We start from the raw sequence: 23,362 nt of genomic DNA on the forward strand, positions 1-23,362 counted from the left end.
AGCGGTATTAAACTCCTGTAGAGGTGCTTATAGTAATCCCCTAGCCGATGCTAATGATACAGCAAAACTTAACCTAGCAGAAGCGTTAGTGCAGCGAGGAGTTCCGGGGGTGTTAGCCATGGCTGAACGCATTCCTGATGAGGTGGCTTTGATGCTAACGAGCCTATTTTACCGCCAACTAAATCAAGGATTACCAATAGATTTAAGTTTAAGTCGGGCTAGACAGGGGCTAATTTCTGCCTATGGTTCCCATCAAATCTATTGGGCGTTACCTGTGTTGTACTTACACAATGAGTTTGATGGCATTTTAATACCAGGTAGCAGGACAGTTAGCAGGACAGCTTTAGGTAACTACTGGGAGGATATAGAAGCGAGTAGTCCAGATCTGTGTGGGGCTAACTATACAGACCCTGGGGAATCAGCAGACATTGATGACTGGTCAGATGATGAGAGATTTGATGAGACTTTAGAGTTAGAAGGAAATGGGGAGGATGTGGGATTTATTGGGGATACTCTCCAAGAACTACAGACACCTGGAATAGTTGGTGTTAATCATAAAAATAGTCGTTCTAGTTTGCAGACACTGCCCCCAAGCTATGATAGATACGTTGAGGATGAAAAAAGGTGGAAGAAGGAGTCTGATAGTCCTAGAGGTTCCCAACGCCAGAGCAGTGGTGTGTTAGGAGTGATGCTGGTGGTGATTGTATTAGTGATCACTTGCGGGCTGTCAATTTTCGGCGATCGCATTACTGCCATGTTACCCTATCGCGCTTTGATGTCGAGTAATCAACCAATCAGGAATAATATTAATTCTTCAGAAGAAACGTTAGCCACAGGTTTGGAAGATGCTATGACTGACCAAGTTTCAGGAATTGCGATCGAACAGTTTGATCGGGCTAATCTGGAAGCAGGGGTGCAGGCTACGGCAGAATTATTAAATCGTGGGGCGGTAGCTGAAGCCCGTGCGGCTTTGTTTGTGGTTCCGTCTCAGTATGAAGACGAACCTGCTATCAATTTTTTACGGGGACGTTTAGCTTGGCAATCTATTGAGAGGGGTAGTGCTAATTATAGTCTGGATGATGTGCGCCGATTTTGGGTGAGGGCAGTTGATGGGGAGCCCAATTCACTGGAATATAACACAGCATTAGGATTTGCTTACTATAGGTCGGGTGATTTACAGCGGGCTTATCAAACCTGGTATCGTAGTTTGGAGTTAGCAGAGCCTATTTTAAGCTGGGAGGGAGGTTCTTTTAACGATCAATTAGCATCAGTGAATACAGAAACATGGACTTTGACTGGGGGGGATGTTCCTAGTACAGAGACAGAGGACAGCCAAGAGGGGGCTAACTTGGATAATTTGGATGGTGCCACCCTGAAGAATATGGATATGTTAAATGCCTATGCAGGTTTGGGATTGGTATTAATGAAATCGGCTGAGTCCCTAACTGCTGATGAACAGGTGACACAGTTAAGTAAGGCGGTTAAATTCAGAGATAAGGCGCTTTCAGAAGCACCAGAAGCGTTTAAATCTCATGCCCTAGGGTCAAAATGGCTTTGGTCAACAGATATGATGCGAGACTGGGAACTACTCCTACGCATACAGTCTGGTGGTGTTTGAAAGCGGGTAACGCGATTCGAACGCGCGACATTCACCTTGGCAAGGTGACGCTCTACCACTGAGCTATACCCGCATTTGACTTGACTTTGATTATAGTCTCATAAAAATTTGAGTTTGTCAAGATTGTTTGGGAAAAAATTTGAGGAATCTTTAAGGGACTAGAAGGGACTAGGGATGAGACCGGGTGGCAGAGTTTGGTGGTCTGGTGTGTGGGAATCGGATCATATATGGTGAAAGGGGACGCATATGAACTTCAGGTGGCGGGTGGTCTGAAATGAAGGGGATTTGATATGATTATTGGTTTTTGGTCCCTAGGATTTTTTGGATAAATGCTTCCAACTCTGGTGATAACTGGAGGGGAAGGTGGCCTCGAATATGTAGATCCCGCTGAGGAAAGGGAATTTCAATATGGCGTTGTCGGAAGATGGCGTCGATTTGATAGTATAAATCGCTTTTGATGATAACTTGGCGGTTGGGATAGCGAGTCCAAACGCGGAGTTCAAAATCTAGGGAACTGTCGCCAAAACCTTTAAATAAAACTTGGGGGGAAGGAATGGTTAATACATCAGAATTTGCTTGAGCGACATCGAGGAGGCTTTGGCGGACTAATTCTACATCGGAACCGTAAGCGACCTTAATGGGAAGTCGTAAACCGGAGAGGGAATTATCATGATCCCAGTTAATTAATTCGGATTCTAAAAATCGGGAGTTAGGAACAATAATAGAGACGCGATCTAAGGTTTTAATGACGGTACTGCGAGCGCCGACTCTTTCAACGGTTCCTTGATATTCTCCAACTTCAATAAAGTCTCCAATTTGAATTGGTCGCTCGAATAATAAGACTAAACCACTACCGAAGTTTTTGGCGATATCCTGAAACCCAAAACCAATCCCGACACCTAATGCACTAGCTAGGATGGTGAGAGAACTAAGGTTTAAGCCCCAAACTTGGAGGAGAACAATAGTACCAATAGAGATTAAGGAATATCGGACTACTACGGCGATGACTTCCTGAGCGCCTCGACCAATTCCGGTGGCTTGTAAAATACGCGATCGCAGAACATCAGCTAATACTTTTGCCCCCAAAACCAAAGCCCATAATAGCAGTAATAAAAAGAATAAATCTGGGAGGGAGTAAGATTTATTGTCGAGGTTAATAATATCGGAAGTCAGGGTAGCCAGGAGAGTTCCCCGAATTTGATAACTCCATTGTCTAGTTATGGGGAATTGATTGGCTATATAGATAATAATAGCCAGCCATAAGCCTAATCTGACACTACCCAAAGTCAAATTTATAAATAGTTCCAGACTATGATGATACTTTTTTTGGTCTTCTGGGGATAACTGAGATTGGGGTAAAAAAGATTCTAAAATTGGGCGCAAATAACCTCTCCAAATTTTTCCTAAAACCCAATGTAAAAATATAGCCAATAACAAAATAGTTAAAGAACGTAATAAGGCGCTTCTAAGAAACTCGCGGGTGCGCTCTCTTTGACCACGATTAATAGCTAACTGGATTTGACGTTGCCAGATTTGTGCTTGTTCCTGGACATCGTTACCTGCGTCGGTATCTCGTTCGGTAACAGTCAATAAATATCCATCATTTAACCAGAGAGTTGGTAAAATATCATTAGTTCTAAGTGTGACTTCTATGGGAATAGGTGAACGAGCGGCTTCTAATATTTTGGATTGAATGAGATTCGCCCTAAATTCAGCGGGATATCCTTCAGCATTACTAAGTTGAAATATGAGTCGTCCATCAAGTATGACGGGGGCGGTTTTAGACTCTAAGTTAATCCCAAACCTATCTTGGCTATGGGCTGTATGTGCTGGGAAAATGGCGAGTAATACCGCGATTATTAAACCGATAAAAAAACCCAATATATAAGTACGTTTACGGCTGCAAGAGTTATTTAGCACGGCTTTTAGAGAATAATTATGAGACTGGGTAAGAACAGGGAACCCCTGTAGTAAATATTAGCGCTAATTTTCCAATCTGGTTGATGGTGTACGATCGCCACTAGGTTGGCTAAGGTTGCCAGGTGGCGGAAAATCGGTATGATAGGGGAAGTTTTTTTGACATTACTACCCTAGTCATGACTCAAACCGTTTGGATCGCTAGACACGGAAACCGGATTGATTTTGTCAATCCTGAATGGTTTAATACCGCAGAACGTCGTTATGATCCCTATCTGTCCCCGGATGGCTTGGTTCAGGCTAAACAATTGGCTAGGCGACTGGTGGGGGAAGGAATCACCCAAATTTTCTCATCGCCATTTCTGCGGACGGTTCAAACTGCGGAGGCGATCGCCAAAATCCTAGACCTACCCATCAAATTAGATTGGGGACTGGGAGAATGGCTAAATCCTGAATGGATGAAGGAAAGCCCGGAAATTCTCCCCCTGGAAACTCTGATGGCTCAATTTCCGCTGATTGATAGCACTTACCCCATGGGAACATCAAACTATCCAGAAACTTGGGAGGAATGTTTGATGCGTACTAAAGAGGTGGTACAGCGTCTGGTGGCGGCTTATCCAGATGATAATTTATTATTAATAGGACATGGTGCATCAGTGATAGGGACAGCAATGGGGCTGATTCCTACCCTAAGAGAAACGGATATTCATGCGAGTTTATGCTGTTTGGTTAAATTAGTGCATCAACAAGGGGAATGGATGATGGAACTTAATGGGGATACTTCCCATCTGAGTGAAACTGAAGAGGATATCCGTTTTAATTAATACTGAGTTTGTGAGATTTGGAAAAATTGTTGATTAGCTATGGCTGGACACAGTAAATGGGCGAATATTAAACGCCAGAAAGCTAGGGTTGATGCGGTTAAAGGTAAGGTTTTTACGAAAATTTCTCGGGAAATTATTGTGGCGGCGCGACAAGGTGCTGATCCGGGGGGGAATTTTCAGCTAAGAACAGCTATTGAGAAGGCGAAGGCGGCGGGTATTCCTAATGAAAATATCGAAAGGGCGATCGCTAAGGGATCGGGTACTTTTTCGGATGGGTCGCAGTTGGAGTCTATCCGATATGAGGGTTATGGTATCGGTGGGGTGGCGGTTTTGATTGAGGGATTAACGGATAACCGTAACCGGACGGCGGCGGATCTGCGATCGGCTTTTACTAAGAATGGGGGAAACCTGGGGGAAACTGGTTGTGTGAGTTGGATGTTTGAACAAAAGGGGGTTGTAACTTTGGCGGGTCCCATTGATGAGGAGAAGTTGTTAGAGGCTTCTGTGGAGGGGGAGGCTGAGTCCTACGAGTTGACTCCTGTTGATGATACTGATGGGGTGGAAGTGTTTACGGTGGCGGAAAATTTGGAACATTTGAATCAGGTTTTAGATGATTTTGGGTTTCGGGTGGTGGAAGCTGAATTGCGTTGGATTCCTAGCAATATTGTGGAGGTTGATGATGTGGAAAAAGCTAGATCGCTGATGAAGTTAATGAATGCTTTGGATGATTTAGATGATGTGCAAAATGTGACGGCTAATTTTGAAATGTCGGATAGTTGCTATGAGATGCTTTATGGTGATTAATGGGCAATAATTAAGGGCCTAAAATGTGGGTTTGGGAGATGGTAAATGGGTAAATTATGGGATGGTTTGGGGGTAATATGTATAGTGGGTTTTACTACTGCTACGGTGGCGGTGGGGGCGGTTTTGCCATCGTTAAAATATGGGTGGGATTTAAGGGCGATCGTGCAGTTGGAAGGGCTGAATTTACCTCGCCCTAAAACTACGGGAGAAAGCCGGGTTTCTCTGCATCCAATCGAGGGTAGTCAGGTGTTTGCGGTTGATGTGGAAATCGGGGAAAGTAGGGGGGGATTTTTGTTTGATACGGGGGCTTCTACTACTATGGTGGGAAGTCCCTTAGTGACAGATTTGGGATTGGTGGGAGAGGAAATTTCAGGCGATCGCGTTAAGTCAGCAGTAGCGGGTGATGATTGTCCAGCGATGGATGCAACTTTACATCGTCTTCCTACTCTGAAAATGGGGGAAGCGCAGGTGATGGATTTACAGGTTTTGGAATTTGCTAATAAGACAATTCCTGATGGCTTATCTGGGGTTTTGGGAATGGATGTTTTGGCGGAATTTGATCTGATCGTGAATCCTGACACTAGACAGCTTCAGCTTTTGTCGCCTTCTTATCTTCCCCCAGAGTTATCGGCGGCGGCGATACCTTTAAAAAGTCGTTTGGGGGTGATGTTAGCAGAGGTGGCGATCGCTGATCGGGGGTCGTTTACTTTTATGTTGGATACCGGGGCTGATACTATCTTTATTTCCGAAGATTTAGCCGATCGCTTAGAAATTGATCCAGCATCCCGCAGTCCTGTCCAGGTTTTGGGATTTTGTGGGTTGGAGGCGGCGACCTTATCAACCCTCGCCACGGTGGAATTAGGAACCCATAAACTCACCAATTTAGAGGCGGTGATTTTATCGTCTCCCTCGGTTTTGGATATGTTGGAAGTTGATGGAATTTTAGGACAAACTTTTTTTAATAATTATCAACAATATTGGCGGTTTGATAGGCGATCGACATCATCAGAATGGGGCGGTAGTTTACTATTAAATCCCCATAGATAGATTCAATGCCGCTATAGCCTTGTTTTTAATAATTGTCTGAACATCCATAGAGACCCATAGAGACCCATAGTATTATATCCCAAGTTTGTAGTAATTGCTAATATTTGGCGTAGATATGACCCCCCAAAAATTGGCAAGTTTCAGATAATTTTAAACAAGTTCCGCTACAATATCTTGAGTAATATCATCAATAGGGAATGCAATTATGACCCAGGCTAAAATTGGCATTATTGGCGGTAGTGGTCTTTATCAAATGGAAGCCCTCACCGACTTAGAAGAAGTCCTAGTTGAGACACCCTTTGGGTCCCCCTCCGATCTGATTATTTTAGGAACCTTAGAAGGAATGAGGGTAGCTTTTCTGGCCCGTCATGGACGAGATCATAAACTTCTTCCCAGTGAGTTACCTTATCGGGCGAATGTTTACGCCATGAAAAGTTTGGGAGTTGAATATATTATTTCCGCCTCCGCTGTGGGTTCTCTGAAAGCCGAAGTTAAGCCTTTAGACATGGTAATTCCTGACCAATTTCTTGACCGGACAAGAAGCAGAATTTCGACTTTTTTTGGTGATGGAATTGTCGCCCATATTGCTTTTGGTCATCCGGTTTGTAATCAGTTGGCTGCCGTTGTCGGTGATGCTATATCGGCTTTGAATTTGCCAGAAGTAACCCTACACAGAGGCGGAACTTATATTTGTATGGAAGGACCCGCTTTTTCCACCCAAGCTGAGTCTAATTTGTATCGAAGTTGGGGGGGGACTGTAATTGGTATGACTAATTTAACAGAAGCCAAACTCGCACGGGAAGCCGAAATAGCCTATACTACATTAGCCTTAGTAACTGATTATGATTGTTGGCATCCCGACCATGATCATGTTACCGTTGATTTAGTGATTGATAACCTCAAGCATAATGCAGTTAATGCCCAAAAAGTTATTCAGGAAACGGTTAAACGACTATCTAAAAATCTGCCAGAGTCGGAGGCACATTCTGCCTTAAAATATGCCATTCTTACTCCTTTAGCCAAAGTGCCACAACCTCGTAAACAACAGCTTGAGTTACTCTTGAAAAAGTATCTTTAAGTTATCCCGAATACCTTGGGGCTAAATTATTCAGAGTTTTTTAGCCCCCCATAACTTACTTATGGTTAATTAAGAACCGGGATTAAACACTTGAGATGCTGTTAACTCAAGCTGTGTGAATTGGGGTGATATGACTAAATTATCTCCCGCAAAAATACCGATTTCTGTATAGCCAGTGTCGGTGATTTCTAATACTAGGATGGTTTGAGTTTGGGGGTCAACTATCCAATATTCGGGAATGGCTAAATCTTGATATTGTATTCTTTTGGCTACATAGTCTCGGTCTCTTTGTAACTCTCCAGGACTGACTACTTCTATGACTAATAAGGGCGGTAACATCGACAGGCGGATGGTATTACGTTGGGAGAGTTGCTCAATATGTTCTGGTCGAATAATGGTTAAATCTGGATAACGATTTCTGGGTTCGCCTCTGACTTCTAATTCTAATCCTTGACCTCGGACTCTATCTGTTCCTATCATCAAAGCAAAAACCAAAAACAGACGATTGGCAATTTGGATATTTAAACCTGATTCTGGTGGCATTTCTATGAGTTCTCCATTGAATAATTCATAGAGTTTTTCGGAAGCATCATGATAAGATAAATATTCATCAAAACTTTGAAATCTGGGTTTGGCTTGTAGCATGAGATGAATTCCTTTAACTAATATGGTTAATTAAGAAGCGGGATTAAATACTTGAGATGCTGTTAACTCAAGCTGTCTGAATTGGGGTGATATGACTAAATTATCTCCCGCAAAAATACCGATTTCTGTATAGCCAGTGTCGGTGATTTCTAATACTAGGATGGTTTGAGTTTGGGGGTCAACTATCCAATATTCAGGAATGGCTAAATCTTGATATTGTATTCTTTTGGCTACATAGTCTCGGTCTCTTTGTAACTCTCCAGGACTGACTACTTCTATGACTAATAAGGGCGGTAACATCGACAGGCGGATGGTATTACGTTGGGAGAGTTGCTCAATATGTTCTGGTCGAATAATGGTTAAATCTGGATAACGATTTCTGGGTTCGCCTCTGACTTCTAATTCTAATCCTTGACCTCGGACGCGACGATGGCCGACAATGGCAGCAAATTTAATTAGTAAAAATGTGGCTATTTCAATATTTAAACCTGATTCTGGTGGCATTTCTATGAGTTCTCCATTGAATAATTCATAGAGTTTTTCGGAAGCATCATGATAAGATAAATATTCGTCAAAACTTTGAAATCTGGGTTTGGCTTGTAGCATGAGATGAACTCCTTTATATTTGTAGTGTTAAGCATGAATGCTTCAGGAGGATTTGAGGATAATTTCGCCCTAGGATAATTATAACAGGTTAAATGGTGTGGTTCACTTGATGAGACTAGATTGGGGAAGCACAAATATCTACATTTATGGCACAATAGTTATAGCACCCTGTTTGAAGATTCTGCATCAATGTTATCAACTGAGACTATTCTAGCCGATCGCTTTCAACTCCGGGAATCCCTAAACAGTAACCCGGTCCGCCAAACCTGGTTAGGACGAGATCTAAAACGGCGCGATCGCGTGGTAATTAAACTATTAGCCATGGGAAATGGTATGCAATGGGATGATGTGAAACTCCTAGAAAGGGAAGCACAAGTCCTCCAACGACTTGACCATCCTCGTCTCGTGCGTTACCGGGATTATTTCTCGGTTGATGACCAGAATTTATGGTTTGGTTTAGTCACAGAATATTTACCTGGTGTTTCCCTGAAGCAAAAACTAGAATCTGGATACACTTTTAGTCGTCCAGAAGTTATGTGGATCGCGACAGAAGTTTTAGAAATTCTCAGCTATTTACATCAATTTGCGCCGCCAATTTTGCACAGAGACATTAAACCGAGTAACTTAATTTGGGGGGAAGATAACCGCATATATTTAATTGATTTTGGTTCGGTACAGATTCAATTTCCGACTCCTGGGGCGACTTTTACGGTGGTGGGAACTTTAGGTTATACACCCATTGAACAATTTGGCGGTCAGTCAACCACGGCTTCTGACTTTTATGCGTTAGGGATGACCTTAGTACATTTATTAACAGGTTGTCCTCCGGCTGATTTTCCCCAAGAAAGTTTTCGGGTGAAATTTCGCGATCGCATTCCCCCAAAAACAGATATCCGTTTAATCACCTGGTTAGAACGTTTGACAGAACCCCTACCAGAAAACCGTTTTTCTAGTGCAGATGAGGCATTATTAGAATTACAAAAACTCAATTTTCGCGCGGTAATTGCACCCGCCACAGAGTCGAATATTAACTTATCCCAAACTGATGATAAATTGACAATTCAAATTCCCTGTCGGTTTTCCCTGCAATTTATTCGCCCTATGCGCCACACGGCTAAATGGTTAGTAGCCACGACTAAGGAAAAGTTAAGTAATCTGAATATTCTAGTTAAGTCGGGGGTATTTGTCTCGATAATTATTACCTTAATCATCCTGCAAAAGCTACCCATATCCACCGGAAAAATCGCCCTATTTTTATTAGAGGTTATCGCGGCAATTCCCCTAATTGGGTTAATTTTAGCTATTCCGGGAAGTCTGATATTTTTAATGGCTATCCTGACATCAGGGGAAAAATATTTCGAGAGAATTAGCCTCAACTTCGATAATGAAAACTACGAGATATGCTGGCATTCTTCGGCTTTCACCCGCCGCCAGCAGGGGAAACTCTCCTATATTCAAGAAATTAATCCTTTATGTCTACAGGACAGCCAAGGCAATTTTCACCACAGCTTAGAGATAGTCACTCAAGAACCTTTATTATTTTTATTTTCCCGCCGTCGCACCTACCGCCTCGGAGACCAGTTAGAGGAAGCAGAAGTTAAGCATATTCAACAGGAAATCAGACATTGGATAGGTAGTAAAAATCAGGGATAATTGAGGATGGTAAATAAATATAGCATTTTTCATATCCATAAGGTACAGCCCACTCAAAGAGAAGCCGCTGCGCGTCTACACCCCAAACCCCTCTCCCAATAGGGGAGAGGTTTGTCCTGAGCTTGTCGAAGGGGGCTTTGAAAAGTACCTCACCAATTCACCGAACCGCTATAGTGCGTCAGAAGTGCGTCAGATGGATATTTACCGAGTCTGACGCACCGTAGGAAACTCAGGAGATTAAACGGAAGTTTCGGTCATGGCGGGACATCCCACACCAGTACCACCTAAACCACAATAACCATTGGGATTTTTGCCTAGATATTGCTGATGATAGGCTTCAGCATAATAGAATTCTTTGGCGGGAGCGATTTCTGTGGTAATTTCACCGTAACTGGCGGCGGAGAGTGCTTGTTGATAGCGATCGCGAGAAGCCAAAGCCTGGCGTTGGTGTTCGTCTGAATAGGTATAAATAGCGGATCGATATTGAGTTCCGGTATCATTACCCTGGCGCATTCCCTGGGTGGGGTTATGGCTTTCCCAGAATAGTTTGAGTAAATCAGCATAACTGATCACCTGGGGGTCAAATACCACCAATACCACTTCTGTATGACCAGTCATACCGCTGCAAACCTCTTCATAGGTGGGATTTTTGGTATATCCTCCCGCATAGCCTACAGCGGTGCTAAACACGCCCTGCTGTTGCCAGAATTTCCGTTCAGCGCCCCAAAAGCAGCCCAAACCAAAAACGGCTTGTTCCATACCTTCAGGAAAAGGGGGTTTAAGGGGGTTCCCATTGATATAGTGGCGATCAGGAACTGACATGACTCGATCGCGTCCAGGAAGGGCTTCTTCTGGCTGAGGGAGAGATTTTTTCTTGCCGAATCCGAATAGTACCATGATATTTTGTGGATTTTGTCTTAACGTTACTTTACATTTTAGGGTCATTCGTCAGCAAGGGTAAGGGCGAGTTGATAAATTTGGCGACGGGACAGTGATAAATTTTCGGCTAACTGGCGACTGGCTTGCGATCGCGACAGTCCCTGCTGTAGTAATTGTTGTAATTGGGCTAGGATATCTTCCTCTGACAGGGTGGGGGTTGTGGGTGTAACTGGTGCGATCGCAATAGTTAATTCTCCTCGGACTTCCCTGTTTTGGTAATATTCGAGCGCACCCCCCAGGCTACCGCGCCAAAATTCCTCATGGAGTTTGGTTAATTCCCGCGCTATGACGACACCATGATCGCCGCCTAAAACATCGATTAAATCGCTCAAAGTTTGTCGGAGTCGGTGGGGAGACTCATATAAAATCATGGTCCGACACTGGGAGCCCAAGGCTTGTAGGCGTTTTTGGCGGTCTTTACCTTTGGCGGGTAAAAAGCCTTCAAACACAAAGCGATCGGTTGGTAGTCCCGACCCACTCAATGCGGTTAAACAGGCGCTAACACCAGGAATGGGAACCACAGGAATACCCGCATTGATACAGCCTTGTACTAACTCGGTACCTGGGTCAGAAATTCCCGGCATTCCCGCATCAGTTACTATAGCGATCGCACTTCCACCTAAAAGGCGATCGATTAATTCAGGAAGGCGACGGCTTTGGTTATGCTGGTGGTAGCTAATTTGGGGCGTTTCAATCTGAAAGTGATGTAGTAATTTCCCCGTGTGGCGGGTATCTTCCGCCGCAATGAGATCCACTGATTTTAAAGTCTGCAAAGCCCGAAATGTTATATCATCTAGGTTCCCTATGGGAGTACCAACAACATATAGGGTTCCCATTTGTAGGTCTGTCATCGAAGGTTATAGTTATTTGGGGAGTCGGTTAGAGATATTTGGCAGGCAGGTCAAACACGCCCAGATTACCACTTACTCTCCTTGGCTGAAACTATTGTACTGTGATTGTCTCCATTGTGCTAGAGTTAGTCATATTTTAGTTAACTCTTCTACCGGAGCAAAATTACATGACTTCAATTGAAACCCCTACGACTCTAATTGTTACCGCATATAATAACAAAAATCAAGCCAAGGAAGTTCTGAAAGTCCTTAAAGACATGGAGCGCGCTGGCATTATTTTTATTGTTAATGCGGCGGTCATGGTCAAAAATGAAAAGGGCAAGGTTTCCATTAGTGAAACCGGAGACACCGGCCCCCGTGGTGGTGCAATTATGGGGGGTATCACTGCTGGATTAATTGCTTTATTTAATCCCATTGGTGCTTTAGGTGTAATTGCCATGACCGCTGGTGGGGCAGGTGTTGGGGCTTTAGTTACCCACTTTATTGATTTGGGTTTCCCCCAAGAAGACCTCAAGGATTTATCGGAGTCTTTAACTCCCGGTAGTTCGGCTTTAATTGCTTTGGTAGAACAAACTTGGGTAGAGAAAGTATGTGAGGAATTGGCAAAATTTGAGGGCAAACTTTATCGCCGTGCTATTAAAGAAGAACTGGCGGCTCAGTTAACAGAAACAGCTAAAACTGTTGAGGTGGAACCGGAAACCGAGTCGGAGTCAAATCAGTAAATTATCGATGCCAACCAGAGACTTTAGAAGTTACCTAAAAGTTAACAGTAAATATGATAAATGTTGAGATGTTGACTCGCAACTTAATGTTTTGATATATTTACTGTTGCCAAAATTGTGCTATAATTAGTAGCAGGGTGTGACTGGATAGGTTAGACTAACTTTAAAATTATCAGATAAATGTGAGGTTCTATGGCTCAGTATATCCTCGCGCTATTGATTTCGTTAGGCATTGGGTTTGGGGTAAATTCCTCAATTAGAATTATCAGTGATGGAGATGAAGCATTAGTGGCTCGGTTAGGTAAATATAACCGAACTCTGAAGCCGGGTTTACAGTTTGTGATCCCGGTGATTGAAAAAATCGTACACTATGATACTTTGCGGGAAAGGCTGTTAGATATTCCCAAACAAGAGGCAATTACTAAAGATAATGTTCCCCTAACTATTGATGCTTTGGTGTTTTGGAAAATCCAAGATATGCGAAAATCTTTCTATGATATTCAGGGAGTAGAAGATGCGATCGGGAATTTAGTAACTACGACTCTGCGGGCGGAAGTGGGATTAAGAAATATGGAGGATATGTTTTCGTCTATCAATGAAATTAATACCGCACTGCTTCACAACATAGCGGAGAAAACGATAAATTGGGGAGTGCAAGTAGTACGGGTTGATTTACAAAGCATTGAACCTCCGGCTAAGGTGAAATTAGCGATGGAGGCTCAAAGGGCAGCGGAGAGTCAAAAAAAGGCTGATATCAGTATAGCAGAAGGTAAAGCGGCATCGATTAAAGTTTTAGCAGAGGTGCTGAACCTAGATCCAAATAGTCGAGAGTTTTTACAGTTTTTGATTGCTAAACAGTTCGTAGACGCTAATCAACAAATTAGCATGAGTGAAAATGCCAAAGTAATATTTATGGACCCGTCCCAATTAACGGAAGCCCTGACGGGACTCATAGACCAGGATATGTCGAGAGTTGAGTCCCAGGCGGCTATGAGAGCAAAACTATTCTCGAAGGGAAATAGTCAGCCGAAAGACTAGTAATCATGAAGCCGGGAAATTAGGCGTTAATTTTCTGCCAAATTTCCTGCAAATATTGGCACCACTTGGCGGCGAGGGAAAGTTGCGTAAAGGGAACACGGATCGGGTCAGGTTCATCTTGCAGGATAAATTCTAACTCGACGGATTTTCCTTTTTGGGGGAGTTGGTCGAGGCTGACAGATTTATTATCCACCAATAGCCATATTGACTGAACATCCCGGAGAGAAAAAGTTTGTAAGTTAACAGGACCCTGGCGAGTGGGTTTACCCCAGGTCAGTTGGTCGCCACTGTGACCTAAGACGGCATAGATATCATATTTGGCTTGATCAAATTTTTCAGCCCACAGCTTATAGGCTTCTAACTTCTGATATTCATTCCACCCAGACCAGGCGAGTCCAATAAACACAGCCAGCAGGGGAAGCCACAGTAATCCTCGTTCCATAATTTATCTGATTTGAGCGTTTAATACGAATTTAGAATCTTCGAGATACAATAGAATCACCAATTTGATGATTTGTCTGGTCGGTAACTGACCGTTGGACGAATTAGCCGTTAACTATGGCGAAAACACATGAAAAGATTTCTACTACTTTGCCTATTCCTGCTTGGGTTGGGCTGGGCGGTGTCTAACTTCACTGGCTTGGCTACCCAAGGCACATTTGATTCGATTGTACTAGATTTTCGGGAAGATTTGACTCAAACGGAAATAGCCGATCGCATTAGAACGATCGCCGATCAGTATCAAGTAGTTCCTCAGTTAAACAGTAAATTCTCCAAAGACGATAACATTTATGTGGTTCGTGGCGATCGCGATCTACTCAGATCCCTAAGAAGGTCTTTGCGCCAAGACACAGAAGCGATCGAACCTAACTTTATTTACCGCATTGACACTCAACCCATGAATGTCGCGGCGATTATTTTGGGTGACTCTAACAACTTTCCCAATGACCCCCTCTACGGTAAACAGTGGAATTTACGCAGTATCAATATAGAGGAAGCCTGGAAAGAAACCCAAGGAGAAGGGGTGACAGTGGCGGTCATTGATACCGGAGTCAGTCGGGTTCCCGATTTAAAAGATACCGAATTTGTCCCCGGTTATGACTTTGTGAATAACCGCCGGGAAGCCTCCGATGATAACGGACATGGAACCCATGTAGCGGGCACTATTGCCCAATCTACCAACAATGGCTATGGGGTGGCAGGTATTGCCCACCGCGCCAAAATCATGCCCTTAAAAGTCCTCTCAGCCGGTGGTGGTGGCACAATTTCCGACATTGCAGAGGCGATTAGATTCGCGGCCGACAATGGCGCTGATGTCATTAACATGAGTCTCGGTGGTGGCGGCGAAACTCAATTGATGAAAGATGCGATCGACTACGCCTATAACAAGGGTGTAGTAATTATTGCTGCCGCTGGTAACTCTGGAGAAAATGCGGCAGCTTATCCCGCCCGTTATCCCAGAGTGGTGGCAGTTTCTGCCCTCGACTCTACCGGAAATAAAACCCCCTACTCCAATTTTGGCGCAGGTGTCGATATTTCTGCCCCCGGTGGCTTGACCCAGGGCGACAATGAAGATGGAGGCATTCTCCAGGAAACCATTGACCCGGCTACAGGCGGATCAACCTTTGCCGCTTTTCAGGGAACCAGCATGGCTTCCCCCCATGTGGCTGGAGTAGCAGCTTTAATTCGCGCCACCGGGGTTGATAGCCCTGATGAAATTGTGGCGATTCTCAAAGAGTCCTCCCGTCAAGTGGCTGAAGACCCCTTTAATCATTTTGGCGCTGGTCATTTGGATGCTGCTAGTGCTGTACAAGTGGCGCTGCGGGGACAAATTTCCTTCCGTGACTTTTTCCGCTGGCTGCGGGAGAGTGGTTATCTGAGTCCGCGCTTCTGGATTGATGGCGGCGCGGTGGCTTTATTGCCCAAAATTGCTATGGTTTTGGGGTCCTATTTATTGGCTTGGTTCCTCCGCAATTATTTCCCCTTCCGCTGGGGTTGGTCTATGGCTGGCGGTTTGATCGCCGGAAGCAGTGGTCTATTTTTCTTGCGGGGTCTGTACATCTTTGATTTGCCTCAATGGCCGATGCGGGTTATGGGTAGTTCTTTACCTGAACTTGGCGGCGCAATTCAGGGTAGCAGTGTGTTGAATCCTGTATTTGCTAGTGTATTGATTCCGGCGGTTTTGGTGGTACTATTCCTGGGTCATCCAGAGTGGAAGTGGTTGGCGATCGGTACTACTATTGGCGTGGCTAGTTTTTTGGTGATCAGTGCCTTTATTTCCCCAGCGGTTTGGGGTCTGGGAAGTGGGGCGATCGCCCGTGGTTTCTTGGTGATTAATGCCCTATTATGTATGGGTTTGGCGAGTTTAGCCTTGAAGTCGGAAACGACGATCGCTTAATTATTAGCACGTTGACCTCTATTTCCCCTCTGCTATGTCGGTGGAGGGGAATTATTCCGAATCTATCAAGTATTTGACATAATGGGAGAGTTATAAATATGACTATCACTGTTGAAGGGGTTGTGGAAAAAAAAGGTTTTGGGACGGGGACTTGGGCGCTGGTTAGTGCTGAACAAACCTATGAGTTGAAGGATGCACCCCCGGAGTTGCAGCAGTCGGGAAAAAAGGCGATCGTCCAGGGGATTATTCGCGAAGATGTGATGACTCTGGCGATGATTGGTCCGGTTTTACAGGTGGAGTCTTTTCAGGCGCTATCTTAGGGTTAATTTAGGAGAGATGACTAGACAATGAAGCGACTTTTAACGTTAATATTGCTGTTTTCGCTGGGTGTGATTTTGCCTTGGGGTTGTGCTGCTACCAGTCCTGATGGTTCTCTGACTGGGACAGGTTCACAGAATGTTCTGAATATCTATAACTGGTCAAGTTATATTGCTCCACAGGCGATCGCTCAATTTGAACAGGAATATAACGTTAAAATTAACTATGATACCTACGATAGTGGGGAAAGTATGTATGCCAAACTACAAGCCGGAAATCCTGGTTATGATGTGGTATTTTCCCCCGATTATATGGTAGGAATTATGATTAATCAGGGAATGTTACAACCTCTGGATTTGGCGATGATTCCTAATATTATCCATCTCGACCCGCAGTTTGCTAACCCTCCCTATGACCCCGGAAATCAATATAGTATTCCCTATCAGTGGGTGACTTTGGGAATAGGTTATAATATTGATAGAGTCGGGGAAAATATTAACAGTTGGTCTCAATTATTTGACCCTGATTTTGCCTCCAAGGTTTCCCTATTAGATGATATGCGACACACTATGGGGGCGGTATTAATTTATTTGGGTTATGACCCTAATACTACCAATCAAAATGAAATTTTTGCCGCTAGGGATTTCTTAATTCAAAATAGTTCTCATATCACCGCCTTTGTTCCTGATACTGGTCAAAATCTCCTTAATCAAGGTGAGGTTGATATGACTATGGAATACAGCGGCGATATCTTTCAAGTAATGCAAGAAAATCCTAAGTTGCGTTATGCAATTCCTCAAGAAGGCACAATTATTGGTATGGATAATATGGTGATTCCTACAGGCGCACCTAACCCGGATTTAGCTTTGACATTCATTAATTTTATCATGGAACCGGAAATTAGTGCCCAAATCTCCAATTTTATTAACTATGGTTCCCCTAATAAAACGGCGATCGCTGAAAAGTTGATTAAACCAGAAAATTTGGCAAATCCTGGTATTTATCCCCCTCCCGAAGTTTTTGCGAAACTCAGATATTTGGAAGATGTCGGAGAAGCTACTATCTTTTATGATCAAGCCTGGACAGAGGTTAAGTTGGGTGTAGGGTCTTAATTGAGCGACTATGAATCATGCGGTTGAACTGGTCAATGTTTCTAAGACTTTTCGGGGGAGTAAGCATCGAGATTTTTTAGCAGTCAATGGCTTAAATTTACAGATTCGAGATGGGGAGTTTTTCTCCCTCCTCGGACCTTCTGGCTGTGGGAAAACTACCACATTAAGAATGATTGCTGGGTTTGAATTACCTACCACCGGAGAAGTTTATATTCACGGTCAAGCTATGGGTCAGCGACCTCCCTTTCACCGTCCGGTTAATACTGTATTCCAACATTATGCTTTGTTTCCTCATTTGACTGTCGCCCAAAATATCGCCTTTGGACTGGAGATGGAAAATTTACCCTCTGCGGAAATTAGCGATCGCCTCTCTCAGGTGTTGGAGTTAGTCAAATTAACCGAAATGCGCGATCGCTATCCTCGTCAGCTATCCGGGGGACAGCAGCAGCGCGTCGCCCTAGCTAGGTCTCTAGTTAAACAGCCAGAGGTTTTATTATTTGACGAACCTTTAGGCGCTTTAGACATGAAATTGCGGAAACAAATGCAACTGGAACTTAAACAAATGCAGCAACGTATCGGAATTACTTTTATTTATGTTACCCACGACCAAGAAGAAGCCTTAACTATGTCCGATCGCATTGCTATTATGAACCAGGGAGAGGTTCAACAGGTCGGAACTCCTATCGAAATTTACGAATATCCCAAAACTCGATTTGTCGCCGATTTTATTGGGGATAGTAACTTCCTCACCGGACGGGTTATAGCAATTAATAATGACCAGCAAACCGTGTTAGTTGATGAATCTCTACCTATTCAAATTGTCGCCGAAAATAGTCTTTCTGTAGGACAAATTGTAACATTAGTAATTAGACCCGAAAAAATAACTCTATATCCTGTCAAGTCTGCTCATATCCCCAGTTGGTCTGGACTCTTGGAAGAAAGGGTTTATATCGGTACGGATACCCGCTACAAAGTTAAACTCTCCCCCAACTGTTATGTTATGGTGAGAGTCCAAAATTGGCATCGAGATGACCTCCAAAGATACCAGCCAGGTCAACAGGTTGAAGTGTTTGTATCTCCCGAAAGTATTGGGGTTCTCGAATCTTAGTTATTTGCACCTCCTCTTGAGGAAAATAACCCCAGTATCGGCGCAAGAATTATACCAAAAATAAACCCTCCCGCATGAGCCCAATAAGCTACCCCGCCGACTTCTTCTCCCGTAGCTGTATCTATATTAGGCGTAGAAGTCCCGGCAATAAATTGGAATGCAAACCATAAAATCAGGAAGAAATAAGCCGGCAGCCTTATAGGAATAAACGGAAAAAATGGGAAGATTACTAATAATTTAGCACGGGGAAACCGAATTAAATAGGCTCCTAAAACTCCGGCGATCGCTCCACTTGCTCCCAACAATGGTATGATAGAATCAGGGGACGCAAACCCTTGAATCAATGCGGCTGCTATTCCACATAGTATATAGAAAATCAAAAATTTAAAATGACCTAAACAATCTTCAATATTGTTGCCAAAAATACTCAGAAACAACATATTCCCCACAATATGACCAATACCACCGTGCATAAATTGCGAGGTAATTAGAGTCAACCAAGCTGGAAAGGTAAATGCTGCTGCTGGCATATCAGACGGACAACTTTGGGCGAGTTGACAGGGTATAAATGCACCAGTATAGATGATTTGTTCTACTTGTTCTGGTTCGGAAACTATCACCAGAAATTGTAGCGCAAAAACTATCAGATTGATAATAATTAACACCTTAGTTACCCAAGGGTTAATCTCAGTTGGGTTATCATCGCGAATGGGAATCAGGGGAAAGTACCTCTTTATTGATATATAGCACATCTGCGATTATACCATTTTTGACATCTGACCCGGACTCTATCCCCAGGGGTATAAGTGGTTAACCAGACTTAACCAAATAATGGACAGATAACCACTTAGCCTCCCTCAACCTTTATCGGGTAGGGGTTACAGCTAAGTTAATATCTAATGATATGGGCACAATTTCAGTTGGACAGATGCAAGTTTGGGCGAAAATGCAACCGATCGCATTTTTTTTGACAATTTGGGGAGCAAAAACTATCCTGGTGTAGTCAATAAACTTGGGATTCTACAATCTGTAGAATGGAATATACATCGGGCTGTCGGTCAAAGCGATCGGCGGCTTTTCTCCGGTTATAGGGTAAATAGGAAGCGTTTATACGAGTTAACTGACTTGGCTGGCGATCGCTTTAGTTTTTCTGTATGATGATTGTGGCCATGAGTAATGGCTACTTGACAACCCGTTATTCGTTAGGGCCACAGACAACTCTACTCCCAAGTCCTAACGGATTCTTGTGGCTTTGGCTTGATTGTGCGATCGCGTTTACCTCTTGTCCCTGGCTGTTCATTGCTAAGTATTTTGTAAATCAACTTCATCAATTCATTGTCTCTTGAGTTGACCTCTGCTATTAACTTTTGGTTTTGCTTCATCAAAGACCACACTAAAAATATCACTACCCCATCACTTCCTACCCGTAATAATTCCGGCAAAACTTCAGTCGTCATAATTTTTGTATTTATCGCCTTGGATATTTAACGGAAAATAATCTTGATTTTTGGTTAAGTATTTTTCCATGTGGTTGATGTTTATCCATACAAGTTTATTATGGTCTTCTATTTCTCGCCTAAGCATTGACGATATTCTGTTTAGCTCTTCTCTGTTTCTGTTGACTTGTACTTTAATTATTGTGTATTGAACTGATACATACCATACCGTACTAATGAGTGAAAGTATCCAACTTATGATTATTGTGATTTTTTCGATTTCAATATCCACGGTGGAATTAACTCCTCTGTTGATGTGGATTTTTAATCACATTTTACTTGGGTTAATTTCAAGACTTTGACCAGATAACGCAGATAGAATCCGAATTATCTGGCAGCTTTAAATTTTCGACCAACTAACTTTCGATTTTCGGGACAATTACAGCATCTTCATACTTTCTAAAAAAAGCTAGAGTTCTTTGTAATCTCCTAAAAAATGTCCCGTCTAAACTTTCTATTACAGGCCCAAAACTTTCTTCTGAGACCATACTAATTGCTTGATTTCCTGGTTGTTGGTTGTATACTTGCTGTGCTTGATATAATGCCCCTACTAAATGACAAAATTCTACGGTAGCGTCCACACTATCACCGTTTGTCCCCAATGTTTCTAGTAAAGTTTTAAACTGTGAATCATCTGGGAGATGGTCGATTAATTGATTAAGAGAGATGTCCATGTTAGTCTACAAAAGCCTCAATTGTTACGTTAAACTTTAGATCCATTGTAGGATGATTTTCGATCCATGTTGCGTTTTTGAAAAAACGGCGGCGGACTCCCAACCTTCTAATCACCGAGGGGTTGTCTGTAAATTCTTGAACTGGTGGATAGTTAATCAGTTGCGGTTCTTCTGTAACGTATACAGTCCTTTGCCCTGTTATCCAGTCAGAATTTCCAGAACCATTAGAATAATGCCCTCTAATAAGCAGCATTGACCTATAGCCATCATAGGGATTTTTCCACCGCCCCCAATCAGTTAAAAATTTAAACCTCAACAATGAGTATTGAGTAACTGGGGGGCTGTGAATTATCCATTCTTGAGTTGGCTGATAACTTGACGCTATCACCTCCCATGTGCCATAAGCATCCGTAAAACTCATGCTTTACTTGATAACTTGACGACGGTCTAGACTAGCTCTCAATACTGTTTTACCGTTTAGGGTTTTACCGCTACTATTATAATGATGTAAAGCAGCGTTTACGTTTTCTACGTCGCAAAATAGTCTATATGTAATTGGTGGTTTATTGGTTCCATTGTTGCAACTAACGCAAAGTCTCACCAATACACCAGCTCGCATTAATTCCCCAGTATCATAAACTGGCTCCTTTTTATTCGAATCAGCGACTGGACCTATTCCCAAAGTTGCTACAGTGTTACTGTCATACATCACACTACTAGCTCTAAATACTCTAACCTTAGTGCCATCTACTAATTGACATAGTTTCGTTCTAGCCATTGATATACTCTCCTTTTGTTATTAACGGTAATCAACTCGTACACGATCGCGACATGAAGTTATCACTCCCGTACCATCCCATTGCTTGTTAGGTAGCACTTGGATGGCTTCAGTAACCTTGTCTGTAGGCACATAAATATCCGCACCATAATACTTATTGTCTTTTCGGTAGTTAATTCTCATTTTCATTAAGTAGCCCTCCTGCACAGCTTTATTTGGCTTAAGCATATGGGCGTTTACTTCAGTTGGATTTGTATGGGCGGTCATTCCTAGATGTGTAGCAATGCCATCGTACCGACTGGAAAGCCTTGCTGCCACTCTAGTGGTTCCTGTACCCCCTGGCGAGGGTGAATTCCAGCTATAAATTTTTGAACTATTTAGACTGGGCATAGAATACCTGCTTTGTTGTTTAAAAACTGATTACCACTACATTCATAACAGGTATTTTTAGGGTGTGCAACAGTTACGGAAACCTATAGGGTTTCCGAACATACAAGGGAGTTTGTTTGATCTAAAAAAATCGTTGGGGTTGTCTTCTAATCGGGATTATTGTATATATGCCCGTTGTAGTCACAGAGAAGGATAGGCTCGTTGAGCATCTCCAAAAACAATTTCGCCTCTCTAAAATAGACGTGCCCGACCGGACGGCGGCGGGGTGGTTTAATTTTGTTACCCAATATCGTCACCTCTGGGGGCGTAATAGGAAACGCTTGGGTTGGATTTTGGTTGCTCGATGTAAAGACCTTTGAGTTATCAAATTCTATTTCCATCACCCGACAGATTCGCTGATAAAGATTAATCCCCTCTGATGCGCTAGTTGCAAAAACAAACGACTCTAACCCTTGGTGCTTGTCTCTATAGCTAACCGATTCTCTACCCTTGTGAAGACGAAATTGTTGGGGTTGTAGAAAGTTCTGGACAATTCTCTGAGCCAAATTTCTGATGTTAGCCTTAGTTAACAAGTCGCCAGTTCCGTTCGGGTTTTCCGTTTTTCCCACCAAACGGAAACCAACTCTCGCCTCTAGTTGTCGGTAGCCTTTTTCCACATCCTCGATCCGTTCCAAAAAGTACAGCACAACCTTGGGAGCGCCCCGGTAACTAATACCCGTTGAGACCGTGCTATCCATTCCCTCACTGCTACCCCCACCCTCGTAGTGGATTTGCAGGATTTGCCTAATTAGCTCCTTGTCGTTCCCCGTCAAGACAACTGATTTGTTCTGAGAGCGATCGGGAAAATATTCTATTGTGCGGTGAAGCCCAACATCTTTTGCTGTTTTTCGGGCTGAAGGTTTCCATTCAATGTAAGCCGGGCGAGAGCCTACCTCATTTCTCCATTTGCTTATTGTTTCCCCAGTGGAATTACTCACATTCGACGCGGGATAGTTAGTTCTTAATGTGGGGAGTTTTGGGTTCACTCTGTAGCGTAGTTCTGGATAACCCGCCGCCCAAACATCAAACCAATCCTCGAATTTTAGATCGCTGGCATTGAGAAGATGATCGATCATCTTCTCCATCCATCCCAGTTGTGACAACTGCAATGCCAAGGCTGACTCAGAGCCAGCCATCAGCAGTTTGTAATCTGGGTTTTTTCTGTCTGGCTGTAGTTGGTAAACGTTCCAGTTAGGTTGTAACTCTATTCGGACTCGTTCCGGGCGTTTATCCGATAGCTTCGTGATACGCCTTTGACGAGCCATCATGATGTAAGTTTGCTGGGTAAGTCTTCCAACGTCTGCCAT

At 43.3% G+C, this 23,362-nt stretch carries 27 protein-coding genes and 1 tRNA gene (1 of these 28 only partly in view); 13 read left to right on the plus strand and 15 right to left on the minus strand.

All coding sequences use genetic code 11. The features are described 5' to 3' along the window. Nucleotides 1-1,618, plus strand: partial view of a CHAT domain-containing protein gene (locus N39L_RS17250; RefSeq protein ID WP_014275845.1) — the 3' portion only. The gene continues 863 nt to the left of window position 1, outside the view; the window shows 1,618 of its 2,481 coding nt (coding positions 864-2,481); its start codon lies off the left edge, out of view; its stop codon occupies nucleotides 1,616-1,618. Nucleotide 1,619: 1 nt separating this feature from the next. On the opposite strand, the gene N39L_RS17255 is transcribed toward N39L_RS17250, so the two are convergent. Both N39L_RS17255 and N39L_RS17260 read right to left on the minus strand, forming a co-directional pair. Then, nucleotides 1,620-1,691 (minus strand) — tRNA-Gly (locus N39L_RS17255). Nucleotides 1,692-1,912: 221 nt separating this feature from the next. Further along, entirely contained in the window at nucleotides 1,913-3,538 is a 1,626-nt protein-coding gene (locus N39L_RS17260; protein ID WP_043468354.1) for a mechanosensitive ion channel family protein, read from the minus strand. A 176-nt stretch (nucleotides 3,539-3,714) separates the two neighbouring features. On the opposite strand from N39L_RS17260, the gene N39L_RS17265 reads away from it, so the two are divergent. The 4 genes from N39L_RS17265 (at nucleotide 3,715) to N39L_RS17280 (ending at nucleotide 7,288) form a co-directional block, all read left to right on the plus strand. Next, nucleotides 3,715-4,359 (plus strand): histidine phosphatase family protein, encoded by a 645-nt coding sequence (locus tag N39L_RS17265; protein ID WP_014275847.1) that lies wholly within the window; start codon nucleotides 3,715-3,717, stop codon nucleotides 4,357-4,359. Between the two features lie 39 nt (nucleotides 4,360-4,398). After that, entirely contained in the window at nucleotides 4,399-5,163 is a 765-nt protein-coding gene (locus N39L_RS17270; RefSeq protein ID WP_006618815.1) for a YebC/PmpR family DNA-binding transcriptional regulator, read from the plus strand. Between the two features lie 45 nt (nucleotides 5,164-5,208). Further along, complete coding sequence (locus N39L_RS17275) at nucleotides 5,209-6,210, plus strand: aspartyl protease family protein (RefSeq protein WP_014275848.1); 1,002 nt, start codon at nucleotides 5,209-5,211, stop codon at nucleotides 6,208-6,210. A 205-nt stretch (nucleotides 6,211-6,415) separates the two neighbouring features. Beyond that, nucleotides 6,416-7,288: an S-methyl-5'-thioadenosine phosphorylase gene (locus tag N39L_RS17280; protein ID WP_006618817.1), complete on the plus strand. Its 873-nt coding sequence runs from the start codon at nucleotides 6,416-6,418 to the stop codon at nucleotides 7,286-7,288. Between the two features lie 69 nt (nucleotides 7,289-7,357). On the opposite strand, the gene N39L_RS17285 is transcribed toward N39L_RS17280, so the two are convergent. Both N39L_RS17285 and N39L_RS17290 read right to left on the minus strand, forming a co-directional pair. Next, nucleotides 7,358-7,933, minus strand: coding sequence for a Uma2 family endonuclease (locus N39L_RS17285; RefSeq protein WP_014275849.1), 576 nt, complete (start codon nucleotides 7,931-7,933; stop codon nucleotides 7,358-7,360). Nucleotides 7,934-7,963: 30 nt separating this feature from the next. Beyond that, a complete protein-coding gene (locus N39L_RS17290; RefSeq protein ID WP_014275850.1) occupies nucleotides 7,964-8,539 on the minus strand; it encodes a Uma2 family endonuclease in 576 nt (191 codons plus the stop codon). 189 nt (nucleotides 8,540-8,728) lie between these two features. Between N39L_RS17290 and N39L_RS17295 the strand changes: the two genes are divergently transcribed. Then, nucleotides 8,729-10,192, plus strand: coding sequence for a serine/threonine protein kinase (locus tag N39L_RS17295; RefSeq protein WP_014275851.1), 1,464 nt, complete (start codon nucleotides 8,729-8,731; stop codon nucleotides 10,190-10,192). Between the two features lie 237 nt (nucleotides 10,193-10,429). On the opposite strand, the gene msrA is transcribed toward N39L_RS17295, so the two are convergent. Then, nucleotides 10,430-11,089: a peptide-methionine (S)-S-oxide reductase MsrA gene (msrA, locus tag N39L_RS17300; protein ID WP_014275852.1), complete on the minus strand. Its 660-nt coding sequence runs from the start codon at nucleotides 11,087-11,089 to the stop codon at nucleotides 10,430-10,432. Nucleotides 11,090-11,133: 44 nt separating this feature from the next. Further along, nucleotides 11,134-11,982 (minus strand): 16S rRNA (cytidine(1402)-2'-O)-methyltransferase, encoded by an 849-nt coding sequence (gene rsmI / locus N39L_RS17305; RefSeq protein WP_014275853.1) that lies wholly within the window; start codon nucleotides 11,980-11,982, stop codon nucleotides 11,134-11,136. Between the two features lie 167 nt (nucleotides 11,983-12,149). Between rsmI and N39L_RS17310 the strand changes: the two genes are divergently transcribed. Both N39L_RS17310 and N39L_RS17315 read left to right on the plus strand, forming a co-directional pair. Then, a complete protein-coding gene (locus N39L_RS17310) occupies nucleotides 12,150-12,704 on the plus strand; it encodes a DUF1269 domain-containing protein (protein ID WP_006618822.1) in 555 nt (184 codons plus the stop codon). Between the two features lie 192 nt (nucleotides 12,705-12,896). Then, nucleotides 12,897-13,742, plus strand: a complete 846-nt coding sequence (locus N39L_RS17315) for an SPFH domain-containing protein (RefSeq protein ID WP_006618823.1) — start codon at nucleotides 12,897-12,899, stop codon at nucleotides 13,740-13,742. 19 nt (nucleotides 13,743-13,761) lie between these two features. Here N39L_RS17315 and N39L_RS17320 read toward each other — a convergent pair whose 3' ends face one another. Continuing rightward, nucleotides 13,762-14,184, minus strand: coding sequence for a hypothetical protein (locus N39L_RS17320; RefSeq protein WP_006618824.1), 423 nt, complete (start codon nucleotides 14,182-14,184; stop codon nucleotides 13,762-13,764). A 129-nt stretch (nucleotides 14,185-14,313) separates the two neighbouring features. On the opposite strand from N39L_RS17320, the gene N39L_RS17325 reads away from it, so the two are divergent. The 4 genes from N39L_RS17325 to N39L_RS17340 all read left to right on the plus strand — a co-directional run bounded on the left by N39L_RS17325 (nucleotide 14,314) and on the right by N39L_RS17340 (nucleotide 18,678). Continuing rightward, nucleotides 14,314-16,140, plus strand: a complete 1,827-nt coding sequence (locus N39L_RS17325; RefSeq protein ID WP_006618825.1) for a S8 family peptidase — start codon at nucleotides 14,314-14,316, stop codon at nucleotides 16,138-16,140. A gap of 98 nt (nucleotides 16,141-16,238) precedes the next feature. Then, the gene (locus N39L_RS17330) at nucleotides 16,239-16,460 is read left to right on the plus strand and encodes a hypothetical protein (protein ID WP_006618826.1); all 222 of its coding nucleotides are present in this window, start codon (nucleotides 16,239-16,241) and stop codon (nucleotides 16,458-16,460) included. Between the two features lie 27 nt (nucleotides 16,461-16,487). Beyond that, nucleotides 16,488-17,570 carry an ABC transporter substrate-binding protein gene (locus N39L_RS17335; protein ID WP_014275854.1) on the plus strand — a complete coding sequence of 361 codons (1,083 nt, stop codon included), beginning with the start codon at nucleotides 16,488-16,490 and terminating at the stop codon, nucleotides 17,568-17,570. 10 nt (nucleotides 17,571-17,580) lie between these two features. Beyond that, nucleotides 17,581-18,678: an ABC transporter ATP-binding protein gene (locus N39L_RS17340; protein WP_006618828.1), complete on the plus strand. Its 1,098-nt coding sequence runs from the start codon at nucleotides 17,581-17,583 to the stop codon at nucleotides 18,676-18,678. Here the strand turns inward: N39L_RS17340 and N39L_RS17345 are convergent. Continuing rightward, a complete protein-coding gene (locus tag N39L_RS17345; RefSeq protein ID WP_014275855.1) occupies nucleotides 18,675-19,430 on the minus strand; it encodes a rhomboid family intramembrane serine protease in 756 nt (251 codons plus the stop codon). The two genes, N39L_RS17340 and N39L_RS17345, sit on opposite strands and share 4 nt — an antisense overlap. Before the next feature lie 184 nt (nucleotides 19,431-19,614). On the opposite strand from N39L_RS17345, the gene N39L_RS17350 reads away from it, so the two are divergent. After that, nucleotides 19,615-19,836: a hypothetical protein gene (locus tag N39L_RS17350; RefSeq protein WP_014275856.1), complete on the plus strand. Its 222-nt coding sequence runs from the start codon at nucleotides 19,615-19,617 to the stop codon at nucleotides 19,834-19,836. Between the two features lie 62 nt (nucleotides 19,837-19,898). On the opposite strand, the gene N39L_RS17355 is transcribed toward N39L_RS17350, so the two are convergent. From N39L_RS17355 to N39L_RS17385, 7 genes are all read right to left on the minus strand, one after another. Further along, on the minus strand, nucleotides 19,899-20,135 hold the full coding sequence (locus tag N39L_RS17355) for a hypothetical protein (RefSeq protein ID WP_014275857.1): 237 nt from the start codon (nucleotides 20,133-20,135) through the stop codon (nucleotides 19,899-19,901). Then, entirely contained in the window at nucleotides 20,125-20,262 is a 138-nt protein-coding gene (locus N39L_RS17360; protein WP_157888701.1) for a hypothetical protein, read from the minus strand. Before N39L_RS17360 ends, N39L_RS17355 begins: the two co-directional genes overlap by 11 nt. 268 nt (nucleotides 20,263-20,530) lie before the next feature. After that, nucleotides 20,531-20,848: a hypothetical protein gene (locus tag N39L_RS17365; RefSeq protein WP_014275858.1), complete on the minus strand. Its 318-nt coding sequence runs from the start codon at nucleotides 20,846-20,848 to the stop codon at nucleotides 20,531-20,533. A gap of 1 nt (nucleotide 20,849) precedes the next feature. Next, a complete protein-coding gene (locus N39L_RS17370) occupies nucleotides 20,850-21,269 on the minus strand; it encodes a hypothetical protein (protein WP_014275859.1) in 420 nt (139 codons plus the stop codon). A gap of 3 nt (nucleotides 21,270-21,272) precedes the next feature. After that, nucleotides 21,273-21,626 carry a hypothetical protein gene (locus tag N39L_RS17375; protein ID WP_014275860.1) on the minus strand — a complete coding sequence of 118 codons (354 nt, stop codon included), beginning with the start codon at nucleotides 21,624-21,626 and terminating at the stop codon, nucleotides 21,273-21,275. Between the two features lie 21 nt (nucleotides 21,627-21,647). Further along, nucleotides 21,648-22,016: a hypothetical protein gene (locus N39L_RS17380; RefSeq protein ID WP_014275861.1), complete on the minus strand. Its 369-nt coding sequence runs from the start codon at nucleotides 22,014-22,016 to the stop codon at nucleotides 21,648-21,650. Nucleotides 22,017-22,162: 146 nt separating this feature from the next. Then, nucleotides 22,163-23,362 carry a hypothetical protein gene (locus N39L_RS17385; RefSeq protein WP_035735100.1) on the minus strand — a complete coding sequence of 400 codons (1,200 nt, stop codon included), beginning with the start codon at nucleotides 23,360-23,362 and terminating at the stop codon, nucleotides 22,163-22,165.

The sequence above is a fragment of the Limnospira platensis NIES-39 genome (assembly GCF_026000695.1).
Lineage (GTDB): Bacteria > Cyanobacteriota > Cyanobacteriia > Cyanobacteriales > Microcoleaceae > Limnospira > Limnospira platensis.

Bases quoted from the DNA above. Each gene is read 5' to 3' on its own strand.
- N39L_RS17270 (WP_006618815.1), top strand. From the start codon at position 4,399: ATGGCTGGACACAGTAAATGGGCGAATATTAAACGCCAGAAAGCTAGG.
- N39L_RS17370 (WP_014275859.1), bottom strand. From the start codon at position 21,269: ATGAGTTTTACGGATGCTTATGGCACATGGGAGGTGATAGCGTCAAGT.
- N39L_RS17365 (WP_014275858.1), bottom strand. From the start codon at position 20,848: ATGGACATCTCTCTTAATCAATTAATCGACCATCTCCCAGATGATTCA.
- N39L_RS17320 (WP_006618824.1), bottom strand. From the start codon at position 14,184: ATGGAACGAGGATTACTGTGGCTTCCCCTGCTGGCTGTGTTTATTGGA.
- rsmI (WP_014275853.1), bottom strand. From the start codon at position 11,982: ATGACAGACCTACAAATGGGAACCCTATATGTTGTTGGTACTCCCATA.
- N39L_RS17315 (WP_006618823.1), top strand. From the start codon at position 12,897: ATGGCTCAGTATATCCTCGCGCTATTGATTTCGTTAGGCATTGGGTTT.
- N39L_RS17290 (WP_014275850.1), bottom strand. From the start codon at position 8,539: ATGCTACAAGCCAAACCCAGATTTCAAAGTTTTGACGAATATTTATCT.
- N39L_RS17295 (WP_014275851.1), top strand. From the start codon at position 8,729: ATGTTATCAACTGAGACTATTCTAGCCGATCGCTTTCAACTCCGGGAA.
- N39L_RS17385 (WP_035735100.1), bottom strand. From the start codon at position 23,362: ATGGCAGACGTTGGAAGACTTACCCAGCAAACTTACATCATGATGGCT.
- N39L_RS17280 (WP_006618817.1), top strand. From the start codon at position 6,416: ATGACCCAGGCTAAAATTGGCATTATTGGCGGTAGTGGTCTTTATCAA.
- N39L_RS17335 (WP_014275854.1), top strand. From the start codon at position 16,488: ATGAAGCGACTTTTAACGTTAATATTGCTGTTTTCGCTGGGTGTGATT.
- msrA (WP_014275852.1), bottom strand. From the start codon at position 11,089: ATGGTACTATTCGGATTCGGCAAGAAAAAATCTCTCCCTCAGCCAGAA.
- N39L_RS17265 (WP_014275847.1), top strand. From the start codon at position 3,715: ATGACTCAAACCGTTTGGATCGCTAGACACGGAAACCGGATTGATTTT.
- N39L_RS17345 (WP_014275855.1), bottom strand. From the start codon at position 19,430: ATGTGCTATATATCAATAAAGAGGTACTTTCCCCTGATTCCCATTCGC.
- N39L_RS17285 (WP_014275849.1), bottom strand. From the start codon at position 7,933: ATGCTACAAGCCAAACCCAGATTTCAAAGTTTTGATGAATATTTATCT.
- N39L_RS17275 (WP_014275848.1), top strand. From the start codon at position 5,209: ATGGGTAAATTATGGGATGGTTTGGGGGTAATATGTATAGTGGGTTTT.
- N39L_RS17310 (WP_006618822.1), top strand. From the start codon at position 12,150: ATGACTTCAATTGAAACCCCTACGACTCTAATTGTTACCGCATATAAT.
- N39L_RS17375 (WP_014275860.1), bottom strand. From the start codon at position 21,626: ATGGCTAGAACGAAACTATGTCAATTAGTAGATGGCACTAAGGTTAGA.
- N39L_RS17355 (WP_014275857.1), bottom strand. From the start codon at position 20,135: ATGACGACTGAAGTTTTGCCGGAATTATTACGGGTAGGAAGTGATGGG.
- N39L_RS17340 (WP_006618828.1), top strand. From the start codon at position 17,581: ATGAATCATGCGGTTGAACTGGTCAATGTTTCTAAGACTTTTCGGGGG.
- N39L_RS17325 (WP_006618825.1), top strand. From the start codon at position 14,314: ATGAAAAGATTTCTACTACTTTGCCTATTCCTGCTTGGGTTGGGCTGG.
- N39L_RS17380 (WP_014275861.1), bottom strand. From the start codon at position 22,016: ATGCCCAGTCTAAATAGTTCAAAAATTTATAGCTGGAATTCACCCTCG.
- N39L_RS17360 (WP_157888701.1), bottom strand. From the start codon at position 20,262: ATGCTTAGGCGAGAAATAGAAGACCATAATAAACTTGTATGGATAAAC.
- N39L_RS17330 (WP_006618826.1), top strand. From the start codon at position 16,239: ATGACTATCACTGTTGAAGGGGTTGTGGAAAAAAAAGGTTTTGGGACG.